Here is a 16,890-nt window from a genome sequence, read left to right on the forward strand (position 1 = left end):
ATGCATTATACATATCGCTATATCCAAGTGTATATAGCGATGTCGCCAGCATTCTTTGCTGGGATTGGTTAGTTCCCTAGGATTGTGGCAATGTAACGAAGCGGATGTTGATGAAATCGCCCAGAATCTAGGTGTATACCGACCCGGCCCGCAGATCGCTGGAATTCAAGATGCCGAGATGCATTCCGATATTGATCGTCATAAATAGAGGCTCATCTAAAATTTGAACGTGACGCCAACCTCCGCATACCGGCCTGGTGCAACAAGGAATGCCGCTGTGTAATATTCTTTATTGAACAGGTTTAGAACCTTGACGTAGTAGTCGTTATTTCCCACGGTCTTATTCACCTTCAAATCAACCACATGGTAGTCCGGCAAATTATGGGTTCCGAAATAAGTAGCGACACCATTCACCACGTTAGTGTAATTTCCATCACTACTGGCGTTACCGCTACCCTGGCTATACATGCTTCTCACCGGCCCAACATAGTTTACGTTCACATGTGCGGTGAAGCTGCTCCCGGTGTAATTGACGCCATACGAGTATTTACGCAATGGAATATCGGCCACTTGCAATTTCATCGCCGTGTCATAAGCATTCGTATAAGAGTAATTTGCAAATACCTTAATGCTTTCGCCAACCATTTGGCTAACTTCCGTCTCGTAGCCCAGCATTTCAACTTCAGGTATGTTGAAGTACTGGGTGTGTCCGCCACCGCCACCGGCACCTTTGATCATGTTCGTAATGCGTCGGTTGAATCCCGTCAGGCCGAACCGAAGTCCAAAGTCTGTTGAAGCCTCTATCCCCACTTCACGATTGAGACCTACTTCTGGCAAAACAGTCGCACCAAAGTAAGGAATAATCGTCCCTCCACTATTCAAAGGAGCCAGTGCGGGTGCAGATCTTTCCATCGCCGTGGGGGCTCTGAAACTCTTCCCGATGGAAGCACGTAGCGCAATACTTTCGATTGGCCTGAAATTCAAAGCCAACACTGGATCGTCGGATGAATACACACCTTTCTGCTCTTTATTGGCTGGTCTCGTCCATGTGACGTTCTTGACGGCGACATGATCTTCGACTTCATTGTGCCGAAAGCCTAAGCTCATACTGAGTTGGCGGGTGACATTCCACACGTCTTGCAGATAATAACTCTTGGCTGTGTAATTGTAGTCGCCACTGGCATAAGTCACCGGAGGAGTGCCTGGAGGCAGAGGGGTTTGCTCCTCAAAGCGCCGTCTTTCTTCCGTATATCCCCAAGTGGCTGTATTGGCTTTGCCGATTCTGATCGTGTGTTGCAATTCATAGCCAGTCGTATTGCCACTCCAGTCTATTTGCTGGAAACCGGATGTTGTGAGCAAACTACTTAATTCGGACCGAAAAACTTTCAAACTGATATCGTTATTTTCGTTCAGCTTCTGGTTATATACGGTGCCCAAATATGACTCCTTGATAGGGTCATATCCCCAGTCATAAGTGGGACCACCACCGGTGGCGCCCCCACCGAAATAATTGTTTTGCATCGTCAGTGTACTGCCCCCACCGGGATACCCCACACGAGCTGTTGCGTTATATCGGTTTGGCAATTGCCTCGTCGTTTCCGAATGTGATCCGAACACAGTAAGAGAAGCCTTTGGATTGATATCCCACTTCAGTTTTCCGTTGAGGTATTGCGAGTCTTCGGCCGTATGGCTTTTAAAGCCCCCGATGTTGTTCGGATTGTCGTCATAGCCATCTGTGCTGCTCAGCTTCGCGCCAAGGTAATAGCTGACATTTTCGGTGCCTCCAGCCAGCGAGGCCGAATATATTTCTGAACCCCAACTTCCCTTGGCCAGCCCCAGCGAGCCGGAAAGTTTTCCGCTGGCATTTTTCGTTGTGATGAATATCACGCCACCGGGCGCATTGCTGCCGTAAATGACGGGAACAGGCCCCTTGAATATTTCGATTTTCTCAATGTTGTCAGTGGGGATGATAGACAAATCGATTCTTGCGTCCCCGCCGCCGTTGATCATCACTCCATCGATAATGACCTTGGTGCTATTGGCATCGCTACCGCGTACCTGCGATACCTTTCGCCCCTTCACATTGCTGCCGGTCACGTACAGACCTGCGACATCCTTCACGGCCTCATCTACCGTTTGCGCCCCTTTGGCCTTGATCTCTTCCGCCGTCACAACCGTTGTTTTCACGGGAATGGCTAGTGGATTAAGCTTTTTACCTGTCACTACGACATCACTAAGCTCTATATGGTCAGCACCTGTATTACCTTCCTCTGCGGCGGGCACGGCACAGGCGAAAGCCAGCAGGGCTGTAAGAAAAAAAAGTTTGATACCTTTCACGAAATCGCTCCCTACGCGTAGTGAATACTTATACGAGTATGGTTAACGAAATCAATGCGTGTCAGCCGCCGGTAGCGGGAACACCCAAGGGCCTCCAGCTTCTTTGTCGGCAGCCACCAGATCGGCTTGGCCAGCGGGGCTGACGAGGTAATCTGCAAGTTGCCGGGCAAGTTCACGTTGGCGTGGATTTGCTGGGTGGTGAGGCCCCGGCTCAACCACCACATACACCCGGCGCATGGCCGGATCACCCTTGAGCAGCACCGCCATGCCAGCAGTCGGCATCTTGCCGAAGGCCACAGGAATATGGCCAACCACCGCGTAACCATGCTTGTCGGCTGCGGAGCGTAGCACCTGCTGGGGTGACTCGGCATCGTCGTATAACTGCTGGCGTGGCCCCGGTCTAAGGCCAAGGGAACGGAAGATACCGTGCACGATGCCAAAGCTACCGGGATCACGGAAGCCGATCAGGGGCGCGTCGGCGGCCACGATACGGCGCATGGCCTCGGCGGCATCCGGTGCCTCGGCCACCTTGGCTGGATCATCCTTTGGCCCGACGATCACATGCTCATTCATTGCCCAGGCACGCAACGGCGCAGCCACACCGGCGGCTAACAGGCCGTAGGTCTCATCGCTGCCATGAATCAGCAACAAATCAGCCTCACCATCGCGAAAGATGGGCACCACGCCTTCTTTGGGAGCCGCAGCCACAGTCTCGATTTTAAGGCCGGTTTCCTTGCTGACACGCTTGGCAAGGGCGGGCCAGACGCCCGATAGCACCAGTCCCCCTACCACGGCCACTTTGACCCGTGTCTCGGCAGTCGTATCCTGTGCTGCTTCACTCGTCGCCAAGCAAATCGCCAGCAGGATGGCAAGATACCCGCGGCAAGATTTCATTGTCTATCCTTTTTTAAAAGTGGTGTCCGCCCGAATGGCGTATCGTTATACCCATTAGTATATAGCGAACGTCGCATTAATCCTATTGAGGAATAGGTAAATTCGGCTGGAAAACCAAAATGCCATACCAATGAATTACGCACTTGGACGCGAGTGGCGCACGCCGCCACTATGGGGCATAGGATTAGCAAAAACAGTATCCCCAAGCTGGTTTTTTTGCACGATGGACGCACCAGAACCCTACAGGAAGCGACTCTATGGCATGGCGGTGAAGCCGATACGGCCAGAATGCGCTTTCTCCACCTGAGTAAAGAAGAGCGGGCAACCCTGCTGAAATTTCTAGAGTCGCTTTAGCAATGACGTGCGCTACATGAGTACAAATTCTTTTGGCACTGGCGATGCGGGTAGCGTCTCATCGCCCAACGCTTCTCTGAGTTCTATCTCAATCAAATCGGTCAGTGCGTTAATCGGTAATGCGTTGGCAATTGGCGCAAAAGGCTCCTCCAGTTCGTTACCCAAGGCATCCAGCCCAAACAAGGTGTAGGCGGCTAGCGCGGTCACAAAGGGTGTTGCCCAGCCCAAGGTGTTGGCAAAACCAAAAGGCATTAAAAAGCAAAATGTGTAAGCCGTGCGATGCAAAAGCAAGGTATAGCCAAAGGGAATCGGCGTGTTCTGAATACGCTCACAAGCGGCCTGAGTCAGTGCCAATTTCTGAATTAATTCCTCTAGCAGGTTAAATTGGATAGGCTGAATTCGACCATCCCTTAACGCTTCGATCAAGATACGCTCCATCGCGCGCAAAATGACCTCCGGTGGATTTTTACTCTGGGTAAATGCGCTAGCAGTTGCCGCAGGCAACAACCGTGTTATTTTTGGCAATTGATCACCTGGCCTGAGCTGCATGAGCAGAGCATGCGCGTAAGCGATGTTGTGCTCCAGAAGCTGTCTACGTGACGGGCTGAGGCTACCATCCAGGTGATCTAGAATCTGGCTTAAACGCGCCAGGTTTCTGGCTGTCAGCATAAATTCGCCCCAAATTTTTCTCGCCTCCCACCAGCGCTCATAACAGGCATTGTTTCTAAAAGCGAGAAAGATGGACAAGGTAATGCCCAGCAGGGCAAACGGTCCACCATCAAACTTGGGTAACCAGTCGGGCTTCAAGGTGTATACAGACACCACCGCGGCGGACAGCGTTGCCACGAATACCAGCAAGGGCATGATTCTGAGCACGATCGAGCCTTTGATGATAAAAAACAGCTCTAACAAATGTGGTCTGGGTCTGACGATCAAGGGAAGTCTCCTGCCTGGCGAACCATTGCGATAATGTTATACTCGATAGTCTGTAGTCTATCTGCCAGTGCAGCGCCTGTATGTTTGAAAAAGACACGGGAAACCACTGGTTTAGCATTTTTTGTCGTCTGTGCCGTGCATCATCGCTAATGGATTAACATCATGTTGAAATGGAAAGATATCCTGAAACTTGCCAGGGAAGGAAACCTGGCCCCCGATCACAAATTACAGAAATCCATCCGTGCCTGGCGCGAGATTCTGGATGACGAAGTATTCGCAATCACGCGCCTGAGTGCGACCGAGCGGCCATTTTCGTCAGAAATGTGTGTCGCTTTCACGCCAGGGCGTTACGCCTGTACCTGTTGCGAGCAAGTGCTGTTTGATTCCGGGCAGAAATTTGAATCCGCTTCCGGCTGGCCTTCATTTGACCAACCATTGGCCAGCAATGCGATCGCTTACTTTGCCGATGAGAGTCACGGCATGCAGCGCGTTGAGGTGAAATGTAATGTGTGTGACGCGCATCTGGGGCATGTGTTTCCAGATGGCAAAACAGAAAGTGGCCTGCGTTATTGCATTAATGGTAAAGCCATTACTTTTGTCGCCCATTAAAAAAGCGCTGACCTATTAGGGCCAGCGCTTTGTCTCTTGCAGCTACTCGCTAAACTTAGTGCGCAAGCCTTCTGCCGAAACTCACCGCATAAGCCGTAGGGCGTGCCAGCAAGATAGGATCCTGGCTAGGCGCAATGCCGTCTGTCAGCTGTAAGGGGTTAAACATGATCGGCTTCTCTGCCGCTTTACTATCAGCCACGGCTTTATTGAGTGTTAACGTGCCCAACTCTATCGTTTTACGGCTATCCGGCCATACCACGGTCGCGTTATTCACTTCATCGCCCTGCTCAGCCAGTTGCAGCAACAATTTGTATTGCACACCTTTGGCCTGTACGCGCTCCACAATATCGGTCATCAGGTAATCTGGCGCTGCCTTATCCGTGGCTTCCTTACTTAAATATTGCGCACCGGCGACGGGCACAATCTGATAACGACCATAGACCGATTTACCCGCCGCATTTGTAAACTGAAACGCATTAACGCCAAAAAATGGCTGAGTGGCAAAACTCACCGGTGCTGGTTTCGGGGTGGTCACAAATTTAAGGGCTGCCGGATGCGTGCCTAAGAACTGTTCCACCGGGCTAGGTTTGGCCGTGCTGCCTGCTGAATCACGCACGGCATTCAGCAGGCCCAGAAAATCCTCAGGTGTCGCTGCCGGAAAACCATTGACAGAAATACTCACAATGTCAGTCGCCGTACCATCTGGCAATTGAAAGCGAATCGCGATGCCTTTAGGAAAAGCGTTGCCATTGGCGTCGGGAATATTAGGCACCCCAGTCGCGTTTGAGAAACGCACCAGCACCGGCGACGCTTTCTGGAAATGCGCAGCCTGGCTAATGCCTGCCGCCTGCGCAGTCGGTGTAAACGTGCCCTCAACCAGCACGCCCTTGGCATGGTTTGCGCGATAGCCGGCATGCGGGCCGCCGGAGAGCGTTGTCAAGGTATCGACCAATTGCTCAGTCACGGGTTTATCATCGGCCCATGCTGGACTCGCGGTGGCAAAAGCGGCGGCGAACAACGCGCTCAGGATTGCTCTTGTTTTCATCTTCATTCCCTTTCACTAAAATTTAAAAAAATGATCACACAAAATTAAATCGTGCACTACTTAAATGTCAAAAAAATGAACACCCGCTTTTTTAAGTTGCCCGGGGCTTAGGCAACATGCTGAATCAAATGATTACGCAAGCTATTCAGGCGCTCACGCAATGCACCAAGTTCCTCCAGTGAACAGCCCATGGCACACAGCATGTCATCCATAATGCCAGCCGCCTGCTGGCGCAACTGCCGCCCTTGCTCTGTCAGGCAAATAATCACCTGGCGCTCATCCTGACTGGAACGGATGCGTTGCACCAGCGCAGCAGATTCCAGCCGTTTCAACAACGGCGTTAACGTCGCCGAGTCTAAAAATAACTGCTCACCGATATCACTGACCGTACGCTGATCACTTTCCCACAATACCAGCATGACCAAATACTGTGAATAAGTGAGATCCAGCTTTTTTAACAACGGCCGATAGACCTTGTTGATCGCCAGTGACAGCGAATATACCGAGAAACATAGCTGGTCTTGCAATATCGGGGTTTTGCTTTTCACAATCTCATTCATATGCATCGATTATAAATAGCACGCTATATAATAGCAATAGATTTAAAATCTATTTGTGAAAATAATTGATCACATAGTGAACAATGAAGTTTGCTTTTTTATGCATTCTGATCTGGCTCATTTCAATCTCCTATAAGAGTGAGAGATCATCATAAACCCGATATTTTCTGAAATAAAGTTGAATGTTTTTATCCAACATATAAATAAAACTTATCGCCAAGCATAAGAAAGCCTCACTATACAGTGAGGCTTTTGACGGTGACCCAAGTTTATTCGCCGAGATTATCCAGCTTGAAAGGATCTTGTGCTTGCGGGTCAATCTCCAGCGGATTAATGTCGTAGGACAAGTCATCGCCGATATCAATGTCGATCTCGTTTTGGCCTTCCCAGCGCTCCAGCCAGATGGAAAAGTCTTTTTCCGGCATCGGCTTGCCAATAAAGTAACCCTGGCCTTCGTTACATCCCAATTTGGCTAATTGGTTGAGTACAAACTCGTTTTCTATGCCCTCCGCCACCACAATCAACCCCATGTTGTGCGCCAGGTCTATGGTCGATTTCACAATGCTGGCATCGCCGCTATTTTTGTCCATAAACATCACAAATGAGCGGTCAATTTTGAGCTCTTGTACCGGCAATTGCCGCAAATATGCCAGCGATGAATAACCGGTACCGAAGTCATCAATCGACAGATGCAAGCCCATCGCAGCCAGTTTTTTCACCACCACTTCAGCACGTTCAGGGTCTTGCATCAAACTGCCTTCGGTGATTTCCAGCTTCAGCGACTTGGCATCCAGTCCATGCGACGACAATAAATGACCAATCTGCTCCGGCAGCTCCATATTATTGAGGTCGCGCGTGGACAAGTTAACGGCCAGCGTGATGTGCAAGCCTTGTTTCTTAAAGCCAGCCAGCACCTGGCAGGCACGTAACAGCATCCAGTTGGTAATATCACTAATGACTCCGGTTTGTTCGGCAAACGGGATAAACTGGTCCGGAAAGATCATGCCTTTTTCAGGATGCACCCAGCGTATCAGCGCCTCGCCGCCTAATGCCCGGCGCGTCGTCACATCAATTTTGGGCTGGATATACAGCAATAACTGGTCATGCTGTATGGCTTCTTTCAAGTCAGAAATCAGGGTCAAGGTTTCTGACTGATCAATTTCCAACGCAGTGTTGTAGACAATCCATGGCGATTTTTTGGCTCTGGACTCCTGCAAAGCCGTTTCCGCATGGTTCAGCAAGGACTCTTCGTCCAGCCCGTGATCCGGATACAAGGCTATGCCGATGCCAGTACGCACATCTATCGCCTGGCCTTGCACGCTGACTGGTCGCTCAAACACCTGCTGAATCTTATCTGCATAACGCGTGGCCTTGGCCTGGTCTGTTTGTTGCAATAGCACGGCAAATTCGTCCGCGTCCAGCCGCGCCACCATATCTTGCTCGCTCAACACATTTTGCTTTAATACCTGGCCAACATGCCGCAGCAAGTCATCACCAAAGTCGCGTCCCAGCGTTTGATTAATGGGTTTAAAGCGATGGATATTAATCACGATGACACTCAACTTTTGCTGACTATCAGCATGTGTCATGATGGCCTGATGCACGCCCTGGTTGAATGCCAGGCGGTTAGAAAGGCCCGTGAGCTCGTCATTAAACGCCAGGCGCTGGATACGCAAGGAGCGTTGCAACACTGCTTCGCGCATGCTGTTAAGCGCTTTTGCCAGATGGCCGACTTCATCGGTGCTATTGACCTGGATTTCTTTTTCGTAATCGCCCATGGCAATGTTATCGGCATCGTTGACCAGGGCAGCAATAGGCTCCGTCGTTTTACGCGACACATACCAAATCAGCGCGGCAAAAATCAACACGCCAATAAACGTTAATAACACCATCACCTTGAACAGCGTATTCAAATCCTGGGTGAAAGGCTCAACAGAGCCTTGCAACACCACCAGTAAGGCATCGTCTTTGGTTTCATGCAGCGAGCGGATTTTTAAATGATAGGCCTGGCCATTGAGATCCACACGGTGTAATGACAGCTTCTGGCGATAAATATCGGCCACCGTTTTCACCAGTAAGTTAGACAGTTCACGGGTAGAGGTGCTACTCACCAGTTGCCAGTCACGTTGATGTGTTTTCTGGACAAAAGTGACATCGAGATGCGTCAATTGCTTGATCTGGTCGGCCAAGCGGCCATCCACGGCAAAGCCCATGACAATCCAGCCGATGGTCTCTGGCGCTTTCACTGGCACCGTAATCAACTGGTACGGTTTGCCTGCAATAATATCGAACTTCAGCGTGCCACTTTGGTTTTCGAGCATCGCTTGCCGGGCATCTTCTTTGGCATTCGAGCCAAACAGTGCCTGCTCGTTATCCGTGGTGCCAATCACCAGATTGTCATTATTGCTGATGTAATAGGCAATCTGCGCGTGAATACGCCCCTGATAACTCTCCAGCGCAGACTCAATGGTCTCGGCATCATTGGTTGCGACGGCTTCCCTAAAAGCAAAGTCAGCCGCCAGCACCTGGGTCGCCTGCTTCAGGCTTTGCGTGTTATGTTGCAACAAGCTCACAAATACGCGCTCACCGACATTAATCTGCTCTGCAGCCAGCGTATCGGCATGCTTACTCAGCGCATATTTAAGCGGAAGCAGCCCGGCCAGTTGAATGGCGACCACCACTGTCAGAAATGTGAAAGCGATGCGCGAGCGGATATGTTTGAACTTGATCATGCAGTGTGATTGTTATGGGAGGGTGATCTTGACTTCGGTCGCACCCTCTATGGTTATCTTTTGTTCTACGCCAGGTTTGTTCTGGCCCGGCAGCCAGGCCTGGTAACTGTACTGCCCGTCATTCAACTTAAGGACAGCTTTGCCTTTGTCGTCTGTTTTGGCAAAAAAGGGCGTATCCACGACATAGATGTACCCTACCATAGAATCGTGAATGTTGCATCCCAAGGTCACCACCCCGGCCTGCTCAAACGGTACCGGATTAGTGGGCACGCCTGCATAGAGTTTCAATTCAAATTTTTTGGCGGGTGAAAAAGAATACACATGATGGCGGACAGTATCTTCATTGGGAAAATTAATGCTGGTCCCGGTTTGCACGATAGTCACTTTGGGATTGAACATCTTGTTCTTTTGTACAATCTTTCCAGCCGCATTCGGGTTGATAGCTGGTGTCTTGCCATCATAAAAAGCCACCACCGCATCAGCCACCGGCTTACCCCCCGCGTCACTCACCAGCAGTGTTACCTCCGCCGCCAATGCCGATTGGCTCATGGCTATCAGCAGCATACTTGCACATCCAAACCGAAACATCACGCGTAACATCCACATTCCTTATATCAGGTGATTAATTAGTCACAACATCGCGCTTCATGGGCGCCAGTATTTTCAACAATTCGTTTTTCTCTTTGGTACCGACCCCGTTTACATCCAACCGTTCGCGCAACACCTCTACCATCAGCTCAAATTCGGCAGTGGTGATATGCAGGTCCGCATGAGAGTTCTTCATGGTTTCACCCTCATACACGCATTCACCACCGGTTTTCACGCACAAAAAGTTGGTCAGGCTTTCTTTGAGTGCCTTCATTTTTACGTCCTTAAACGAACGGCTGGTGCGCGGGTCTTTACTGACAATGTCCAGGGTCTGGTTGGAAACTCTGCTCAACATGGGCAAGCCACCAATGCGTTCAAACAAACTAGCCTCTGGCTTGGGTTGCGCGATACAACCGCACAAAAACAAGGCAATTGCCAAAACATAAAAACGCATTCCATTCTCCATTCCTTGGGTCGACTATCGCATACTACGTGAGCAGCCCTCTGGATGAAGCGTCGATCAACCAGCTGAATGCGGCTTTTTTTGAGCAATTGTGCTTATCGTGAAAATGAAACAATGCGATAACTAAAGTACCCACAATATTCTTATGCGACTATTTACATCAAATTTGTCACGGCTGATGGCGGCGTTTGCCTGGGCTGCACCTGCGCTCGTTGCGCACGCTGGAGACCGCCTGTTAGCCACGGGCGGCGTCACCCAGATTGAAGGTGCCGCAGGCGGCGGCCTGATGCCATGGGCTGTGATTAGCGGCTACGGCACGGACAAGCAAATCGGTGGCTCACTGTTTTATACCCATGCCGAAACGCGGGGCGACTTCAAACTTGATACCACAGGTGTTTCGCTGGGATTTTTCAATCGCGTCGAAGTCAGTGCCAGCCAGGCACGTTTTGGCCTGAGTGATACCGTGCCGGGGGAGCAGATCCGCTTGAATACGCTAGGCATCAAACTGCGCGTATTGGGCGATGCCGTTTACGAACAGGATAGCTGGCTACCGCAGGTATCTGTCGGTGCGCAGTATAAATATAACGAAGACTTTAACTTTGTGCCTAAAGCACTGGGGGCCAGTGACCGCAGTGGGGTGGATTATTATGTCGCTACCAGCAAGTTATTTTTAGGCGCCATTAATGGCTATAACCTGTTACTCAACGCTAACCTGCATGCCACCAAGGCCAACCAGTTTGGCATTCTAGGTTTTGGTGGTGACAAGCATGATAGCTACCGCATTCTGCCAGCCGTATCCGCAGCGGTCATGCTGTCAGATAGTTGGCTGATTGGGACAGAGTTTCGTGATAAACCGAATAACCTATCGGCCTATAAAGAAAACAGTGCCCACGATATTTTCATGACCTGGTTCCCGCAGCGCAATGTGTCAATTACCGGCGCCTATATCGACCTTGGCCGCATTGCCAACAAAGACAATCAAACCGGTTGGTATATCTCCGGCCAGATCAATTACTAAACTATTGTTAATGTGGTGAAGTCAGGCCACAATCTGCTTGTAACTTCTTATCCAATTGCTTGAATTCAGCGCCATTGCCAGTGGCAAATGCATAGGGATTGCTAGACAGATAGCGGTTGTATCTCACTTGGCGTGCTGTATATTTTTCTGCCAGACCATCAACATAACACTGACAGGCAGCAGGCGCTTTCACGTTGAGCGACTGTTGGCAATCCGCTGTTAGCACTTGCTTGTCAGCACCCGTCCATGGCTGTGCATCACTTTGGCCGTTAGCCCTGGCTTGGGTCAGCATGGCGTACATCAACTCAACACTGGCGCGCAACTTGCCTAAAGGCGCAGTTTGCAAGGTTTCCTGATGTTTCACTTGCAAACTAGCAACATCGACGACAAAGTCAGCGTCCAGGATGGGCTGCTCGGGAATCTGGTAGCCTTGTGCGGCCAGCATGATTTGCTTGGCAGGCTCTGCCTGTAATAGCGCTTGTGCTTCGGCAACATCGGCCGCAGGTACGCTCAATCGCCAATGCGCCTGACATGAAGCGGGTGTTTGTGTCGTCATTTGGCCCTGAATCAATTTGTCAGCCACGGCATCAGCAAACGCTGGCGGAATGCGCTGTAGCATGTACTGCATTTCCTTATCTGCCAATACATTCAACGCCTGTGCATCCAGACAAGCCGACACAGGCAGGTGATAACACAATAAGCCTATCGTGGTAACGCAGTGCGCTAAACAAACCGTGTTTTTTTGCATATTCTCAGGCGCCGTCAATGATCTGTGCATTTGAGACTGCATGCCCGTAAAAAGTTTTGCAGCGAATATCAAATAAAAACGGGCGCCTAAGCGCCCGTTCATGCCATTAAGAACAAATTATTTGTTCATAACGTACATAGTTACTTCGAAGCCGAAACGCATTTCGGTAGCAGCTGGTTTAGTCCACATAGTCATTTCTCCTTGATCCTGATTTCGTTCTAGCGATTGCTATCAACGTGTGACCATATTAAAACTGCCCGGTGCGCTTGTCGTGATTAAACTACGCAACATGCATTCATGATTTTCATGAGTGTGGCCTGATATACCCCTTAAGCAAAGCGGGATTTGATATAGCGCAACAGCTTGCGTATGCCTTTGCGCCCCACTGTGCGCTTGAGCGACACTTTAAAGTCATAGACATAAAACGGCCATAAAAACTTCCCTTGCAATCTGCGCCCGGTCATCCCCAGATACATTTGCAAAAACTGTTTGCGACCATCCCAATGCAATTTATGTAGCGCCCGCGTCAAGTCGGCCAGGCGTTGTTTGATCATGGTCGCGGTTGGCGTTGCGTGCAGGCGCGCGGTGTCGATCAACACAAACTGTAATTGCTCGCCCTGCCGCTGCACCAGGATATTGCCGCCAGAAAAATCGCGAAAATAAATACCTGAGTTGTGCATATGCAAACAGAAACGGGCAAAGGCGTGATACAGGGTTTCGGCAGCAATGCCTTGAAACTGGGTTTCACCATGCTTAAACGCCAGAAAGGCTTTTGAAATAGCAAAATCGTGTGGCACAAAAGCAGAGATATAAAAATTGCGGCGCAAGGTCGGGTCCTTGGCATGCTCGATATAAGCGAGCGGCATCGCCGTCCCCACACCACGGCGCAATAACTCCATCGCCCCATTCCAGCTGCGCTTGGCTTTGCTCGGTTTATGTTTGTCCAGCCAGGTTTTGTGCCAATACATGCGTACCGGCTTTTTCACGGTCACTTGCTGCGTAGCGTCTCGCGGATCCGGCAGTGACCAGATGGCATTTCTGGCATGGCGCAAAGCCTCTGCTTTAGCAGGTGGCTGTAAGGCCTCGGGATGCCAGGCCTGCCACAACTGTTGCGCTTGTTCGGCATTCGCCGCCAGGATCATGCCACGCCAATCGCCCTCTTGAATCGGGAAATACTGTTGCCCTGCGATGTGTGCGTGAATCACGGCGCCGTCCAACACTGGCCGTGTCGTACGCAATACAATCTGCTCGGTCTGTGGCCACACCAGGTAAAGCGGCGACTCTGTCAGCATGGTGCGATCATGCACACGCTCACCATCGCGGTTGAATATCTGCGCTTGCTGCAAACTGTGCGGTGAATAAATCTGGTCCAGCAACGCACATTGGCCATTCACGGTCCAGGCAATATGCACGGCTTGCCCATGCTGTTGCAAGCGGTGAATTTCGAGACCGTTGCCGGTGCTGACCGGCGCAATATACTGCGCGCCATTCAACCAGTAACTAACCATTCTGAAGGCAGCAAAACTCGGATTCTGCTGATAATCAGCCACCACGCCATCAGCTGACTTGTAATAAGCAACGCGCTCCAGCGCTGGGTAATCAGCATCCTTCAAGCCATCATCAATCAAGCCTTCACGATGGCAGACAAATGCTCCCCAGTTGGCATGCCGTAACGCGCCTGCCGCAGCGAGCAAGGTGAAATAACGTGTGACATAATCGGCCTGCTTCTGTGCGCCATCTGGAAAACGGCGCTTGATACGGTAAATCGCCCAAAATGCCACCGGTGACACCAGCGTAGGCACTCCGAGATCATCACCGATCTTTTGCAGTAACTTGGCCTTCTTAATCAGGTTGAATTTGAGGGCACGCGTCCACTTATGCTTGAGGATGCGGAAATCTGCCAGTTCAGGTTCGACTACGCGTTCCACAAACAGATTATTGCTATGCACATCCGGCAGCCGACGCCCTTCGCCCAGGGTCTTGAGCAGGCTGATGTTGTATAAGGGTTCAAAGTCCTGAATATTAGGGCCAACCACCACCACCTGATATTCCCTGGCCAGATCGTAAGCGATTTGCCAGGCCGTCATAAAGCCGGGCATATCATAGCCTGCCCATTTTTTGCGATTGACTGTATTGCCTATCTCCAGCGCCGCGATGCCTGTCGCATAACTTTGCAGCAGCTCACTGACAAACTGCTTCCAGTTGGCCTGTGCCGCGTTGCTACGCATATTCCTGGCTGCCTCATAAGGCTGTACCGCATGCAGCGTGACTGAGAAATCCGCCGCCAGCAATCGTCGCAAGAAACGCTCCTGGAACGGTCGCGCATCATCATCACTGATATCCAGGCGCACGCGTTTAACGCCCAATGCTTGCAACTGCGCAAGCACGTAGTCATCAGTGGCAGGATCTGCATTGCTGGCAACACACAGGCCGATGAAATCATCAGGAATCGTGTGGTTAATGGTTGGCAGATGGCTGTTTTTAAGCCATAACCCACCCGCGGCAATATATTTAAGGCCATCTATCATGACCTGGCGGGTGAGCATCGAAGGTTGTGCTTTATTCAAAACAACCCCTATTGCGGCAAGCGATAACGCTGCTCTTTATAGAGCAACGCCGGTAACAGGCTGTTGGCTAGCGCACGCTCGGCCAGGGCCGCCCCGTCAGCAGGCACGGCCGTATTTTGCAATTGCTTGCTGGACGGATCGTAATGCCCAAACGCAGCAGGCTTGCCTTCACGCAGCACCACGACCTCATTCTCTGCCACCGTTGGCCCGATTTGCTGCATCCAGCCAAAATTGTAGTTATATTGCATTAAAGCGCGGCCACGATAGTCAGCACTCACATTCGACAAGTCTTTGCCAGTCATTGGATGCTGCGCTTCTATGCCCATTAATGACAACACCGTCACCGGCAAGTCAATCTGGCTGGCAATCGCATCCACTGTTTTTGGCTGCACGGCCCCGCCCAGAATCAGGGCCGGAATATGGAAGTGCTCAATCGGCACCAGCGAATCGCCGCGCACGCGGATATCGTGGTCAGCCACGATCAGAAATACCGTGTCTTGCCAGTAAGGACTGGCTTTGGCCTTTTTAATAAATTCACCAATCGCATAATCGGCATATTTCACTGCATTATTATCAGTCGCTTTCGGTTGCTCATATAACTCAATGCGGCCATCAGGGAATTCAAATGGCGCGTGGTTAGAAGAGCTGAATGCAAGCGTGAAAAATGGCTTACCGCTGGCATGATGCGCTATGAGCTGCTCGTGGGTTTTATTCAGCAAATCCTCATCTGACGCGCCCCAGCTGGCGACAAACACCGGGTTTTTGAAATCCGGCTGGTCGGTGATTTGCTGAAAACCATTACCCATAAAAAAGCTGCGCATATTGTCGAAGTGCGACTCGCCACCGTAAATAAACTCAGTCAGGTAGCCACGCTTGGACAATAACGATGCCAGCGTAAAAAAGTTTTTCTGGCTTAAATCCAGTTTTACTGTGCTATCCGACGGTGTCGGCTGAAAGCCAGTCACCACGGCTTCAATACCGCGCACTGAGCGCGTACCGGTCGCATACAGATGGGTGAACCAGATACCATCGTTCTTGAGTTTTTCCAGGTTGGGCGTCACCGGCTTACCGCCGAGCGATTCAACAAAACCCGCACCCAGACTTTCTTGCAGCAAAATGACCAGGTTCAACGGTTTGTCGCGCTTGATGCCAGGCACCAATGTCGTCAATGTAGGAATGTCAGCTTCTTGTGCACCAGTCAGCGCAAAGATTTTTTCACGCGGCAGCTTGCCATAAATCGCACTTGATTTCGCTTCGTGCTGCAAACTGTAGGCGGCGTAAAATACTGAATAGGTAGAATTCAGGATCAGGCTGTTGACCATGCTGTCTTGCGTAATGGCAAACAGGGCAGGATTGGCCGGGCGATGCGTCAGTGATGAGCGTATCCCCAATACCGTCAGCACCAATACCAATGGCCACACCAGCCACACGGCTGGGCTTGCCCACTTGGCCTCAGCCTGACGCCATGGGTTAAGCAGCTTGGCCACGGCGGCAAAAGCAACGATCGTCATCACCAGGCCAAATATCAGTTCAGTCTTAAAGCCTTGCCACAACATGCCAAACACTTCATGCGGATATTTGAGGTATTCGACAAAAATACGGTTAGGACGCACATCGTATTCGAGAATAAAACCTGGCGTGGCCGCTTCGAGAAACACCAGCAACACCAGTGACAGCAATACCCACCAGTAGGTGAATCCGCGCCATACCTTGAACAGTTTGCGTGTGGCTAATATGGGCGAGAGCAATACAGGAATAATGGCCAGCAAACCCAGCTGGATCACATCGACGCGTACGCCTTGCAGCAGAATCTGGCACAGCTCGCCAGTGGCTTGTACGCGCTCCCACTTCCAGGCCACCAGGCCCAGACGCGTGAGTGAAAGCAAGACCAACCCACTGATCAACATGACAATGAGCGGCGCATATGGGCCAAAGCAATGGCCGATTGCCCAGAGTTTTGAAGAAGAACGTGGTTTGCCGAAATAACTGGATTGCATGTTTGCTTAATCAGATGGGATTCAAGCGTGTGATTATAACGG

14 protein-coding genes and 1 pseudogene are annotated in these 16,890 nt (G+C 50.8%); 3 read left to right on the forward strand and 12 right to left on the reverse strand.

Annotation, left to right across the window (positions count from 1 at the left end; genetic code table 11):
• Nucleotides 1-216: 216 nt before the first annotated feature.
• Both GQ52_RS04450 and GQ52_RS04455 read right to left on the reverse strand, forming a co-directional pair.
• Entirely contained in the window at nt 217-2,337 is a 2,121-nt protein-coding gene (locus GQ52_RS04450) for a TonB-dependent siderophore receptor (RefSeq protein ID WP_047515506.1), read from the reverse strand.
• Between the two features lie 51 nt (nt 2,338-2,388).
• Nucleotides 2,389-3,231, reverse strand: a complete 843-nt coding sequence (locus tag GQ52_RS04455; protein WP_047515508.1) for a substrate-binding domain-containing protein — start codon at nt 3,229-3,231, stop codon at nt 2,389-2,391.
• A gap of 130 nt (nt 3,232-3,361) precedes the next feature.
• Here GQ52_RS04455 and GQ52_RS04460 point away from each other — a divergent pair.
• Nucleotides 3,362-3,585: pseudogene (locus tag GQ52_RS04460) on the forward strand (di-heme oxidoredictase family protein).
• Nucleotides 3,586-3,597: 12 nt separating this feature from the next.
• On the opposite strand, the gene GQ52_RS04465 reads toward GQ52_RS04460, so the two are convergent.
• Nucleotides 3,598-4,521 carry a bestrophin family protein gene (locus tag GQ52_RS04465; RefSeq protein WP_024930271.1) on the reverse strand — a complete coding sequence of 308 codons (924 nt, stop codon included), beginning with the start codon at nt 4,519-4,521 and terminating at the stop codon, nt 3,598-3,600.
• Between the two features lie 162 nt (nt 4,522-4,683).
• Here GQ52_RS04465 and msrB point away from each other — a divergent pair, with 162 nt between their 5' ends.
• Complete coding sequence (msrB, locus tag GQ52_RS04470) at nt 4,684-5,130, forward strand: peptide-methionine (R)-S-oxide reductase MsrB (protein WP_024930270.1); 447 nt, start codon at nt 4,684-4,686, stop codon at nt 5,128-5,130.
• A gap of 55 nt (nt 5,131-5,185) precedes the next feature.
• Here msrB and GQ52_RS04475 read toward each other — a convergent pair whose 3' ends face one another.
• The 5 genes from GQ52_RS04475 to GQ52_RS04495 form a co-directional block, all read right to left on the reverse strand.
• Nucleotides 5,186-6,175: a catalase family peroxidase gene (locus tag GQ52_RS04475; RefSeq protein ID WP_047515512.1), complete on the reverse strand. Its 990-nt coding sequence runs from the start codon at nt 6,173-6,175 to the stop codon at nt 5,186-5,188.
• A gap of 107 nt (nt 6,176-6,282) precedes the next feature.
• Nucleotides 6,283-6,735: a MarR family winged helix-turn-helix transcriptional regulator gene (locus tag GQ52_RS04480; protein ID WP_036298903.1), complete on the reverse strand. Its 453-nt coding sequence runs from the start codon at nt 6,733-6,735 to the stop codon at nt 6,283-6,285.
• Between the two features lie 269 nt (nt 6,736-7,004).
• Nucleotides 7,005-9,467 carry an EAL domain-containing protein gene (locus GQ52_RS04485; protein ID WP_047515515.1) on the reverse strand — a complete coding sequence of 821 codons (2,463 nt, stop codon included), beginning with the start codon at nt 9,465-9,467 and terminating at the stop codon, nt 7,005-7,007.
• 12 nt (nt 9,468-9,479) lie between these two features.
• Nucleotides 9,480-10,067: a methylamine utilization protein gene (locus GQ52_RS04490; RefSeq protein ID WP_047515516.1), complete on the reverse strand. Its 588-nt coding sequence runs from the start codon at nt 10,065-10,067 to the stop codon at nt 9,480-9,482.
• 22 nt (nt 10,068-10,089) lie between these two features.
• Nucleotides 10,090-10,509, reverse strand: coding sequence for a group 1 truncated hemoglobin (locus GQ52_RS04495; RefSeq protein WP_024930265.1), 420 nt, complete (start codon nt 10,507-10,509; stop codon nt 10,090-10,092).
• A 187-nt stretch (nt 10,510-10,696) separates the two neighbouring features.
• Between GQ52_RS04495 and GQ52_RS04500 the strand changes: the two genes are divergently transcribed.
• A complete protein-coding gene (locus tag GQ52_RS04500) occupies nt 10,697-11,536 on the forward strand; it encodes a DUF3034 family protein (RefSeq protein WP_047515517.1) in 840 nt (279 codons plus the stop codon).
• Nucleotides 11,537-11,543: 7 nt separating this feature from the next.
• On the opposite strand, the gene GQ52_RS04505 is transcribed toward GQ52_RS04500, so the two are convergent.
• The 4 genes from GQ52_RS04505 to GQ52_RS04515 form a co-directional block, all read right to left on the reverse strand.
• A complete protein-coding gene (locus tag GQ52_RS04505; RefSeq protein WP_152604413.1) occupies nt 11,544-12,314 on the reverse strand; it encodes a hypothetical protein in 771 nt (256 codons plus the stop codon).
• Between the two features lie 87 nt (nt 12,315-12,401).
• On the reverse strand, nt 12,402-12,473 hold the full coding sequence (pqqA, locus tag GQ52_RS14270; protein ID WP_081624291.1) for a pyrroloquinoline quinone precursor peptide PqqA: 72 nt from the start codon (nt 12,471-12,473) through the stop codon (nt 12,402-12,404).
• Between the two features lie 140 nt (nt 12,474-12,613).
• Nucleotides 12,614-14,851, reverse strand: coding sequence for a lipopolysaccharide kinase InaA family protein (locus GQ52_RS04510; protein WP_369798307.1), 2,238 nt, complete (start codon nt 14,849-14,851; stop codon nt 12,614-12,616).
• An 8-nt stretch (nt 14,852-14,859) separates the two neighbouring features.
• Complete coding sequence (locus GQ52_RS04515; RefSeq protein WP_047515525.1) at nt 14,860-16,848, reverse strand: LTA synthase family protein; 1,989 nt, start codon at nt 16,846-16,848, stop codon at nt 14,860-14,862.
• Between the last annotated feature and the right edge of the window lie 42 nt (nt 16,849-16,890).

Origin of the sequence: Methylophilus sp. Q8, from assembly GCF_000800115.1 — a bacterium.
Classification (GTDB): Bacteria; Pseudomonadota; Gammaproteobacteria; order Burkholderiales; family Methylophilaceae; genus Methylophilus.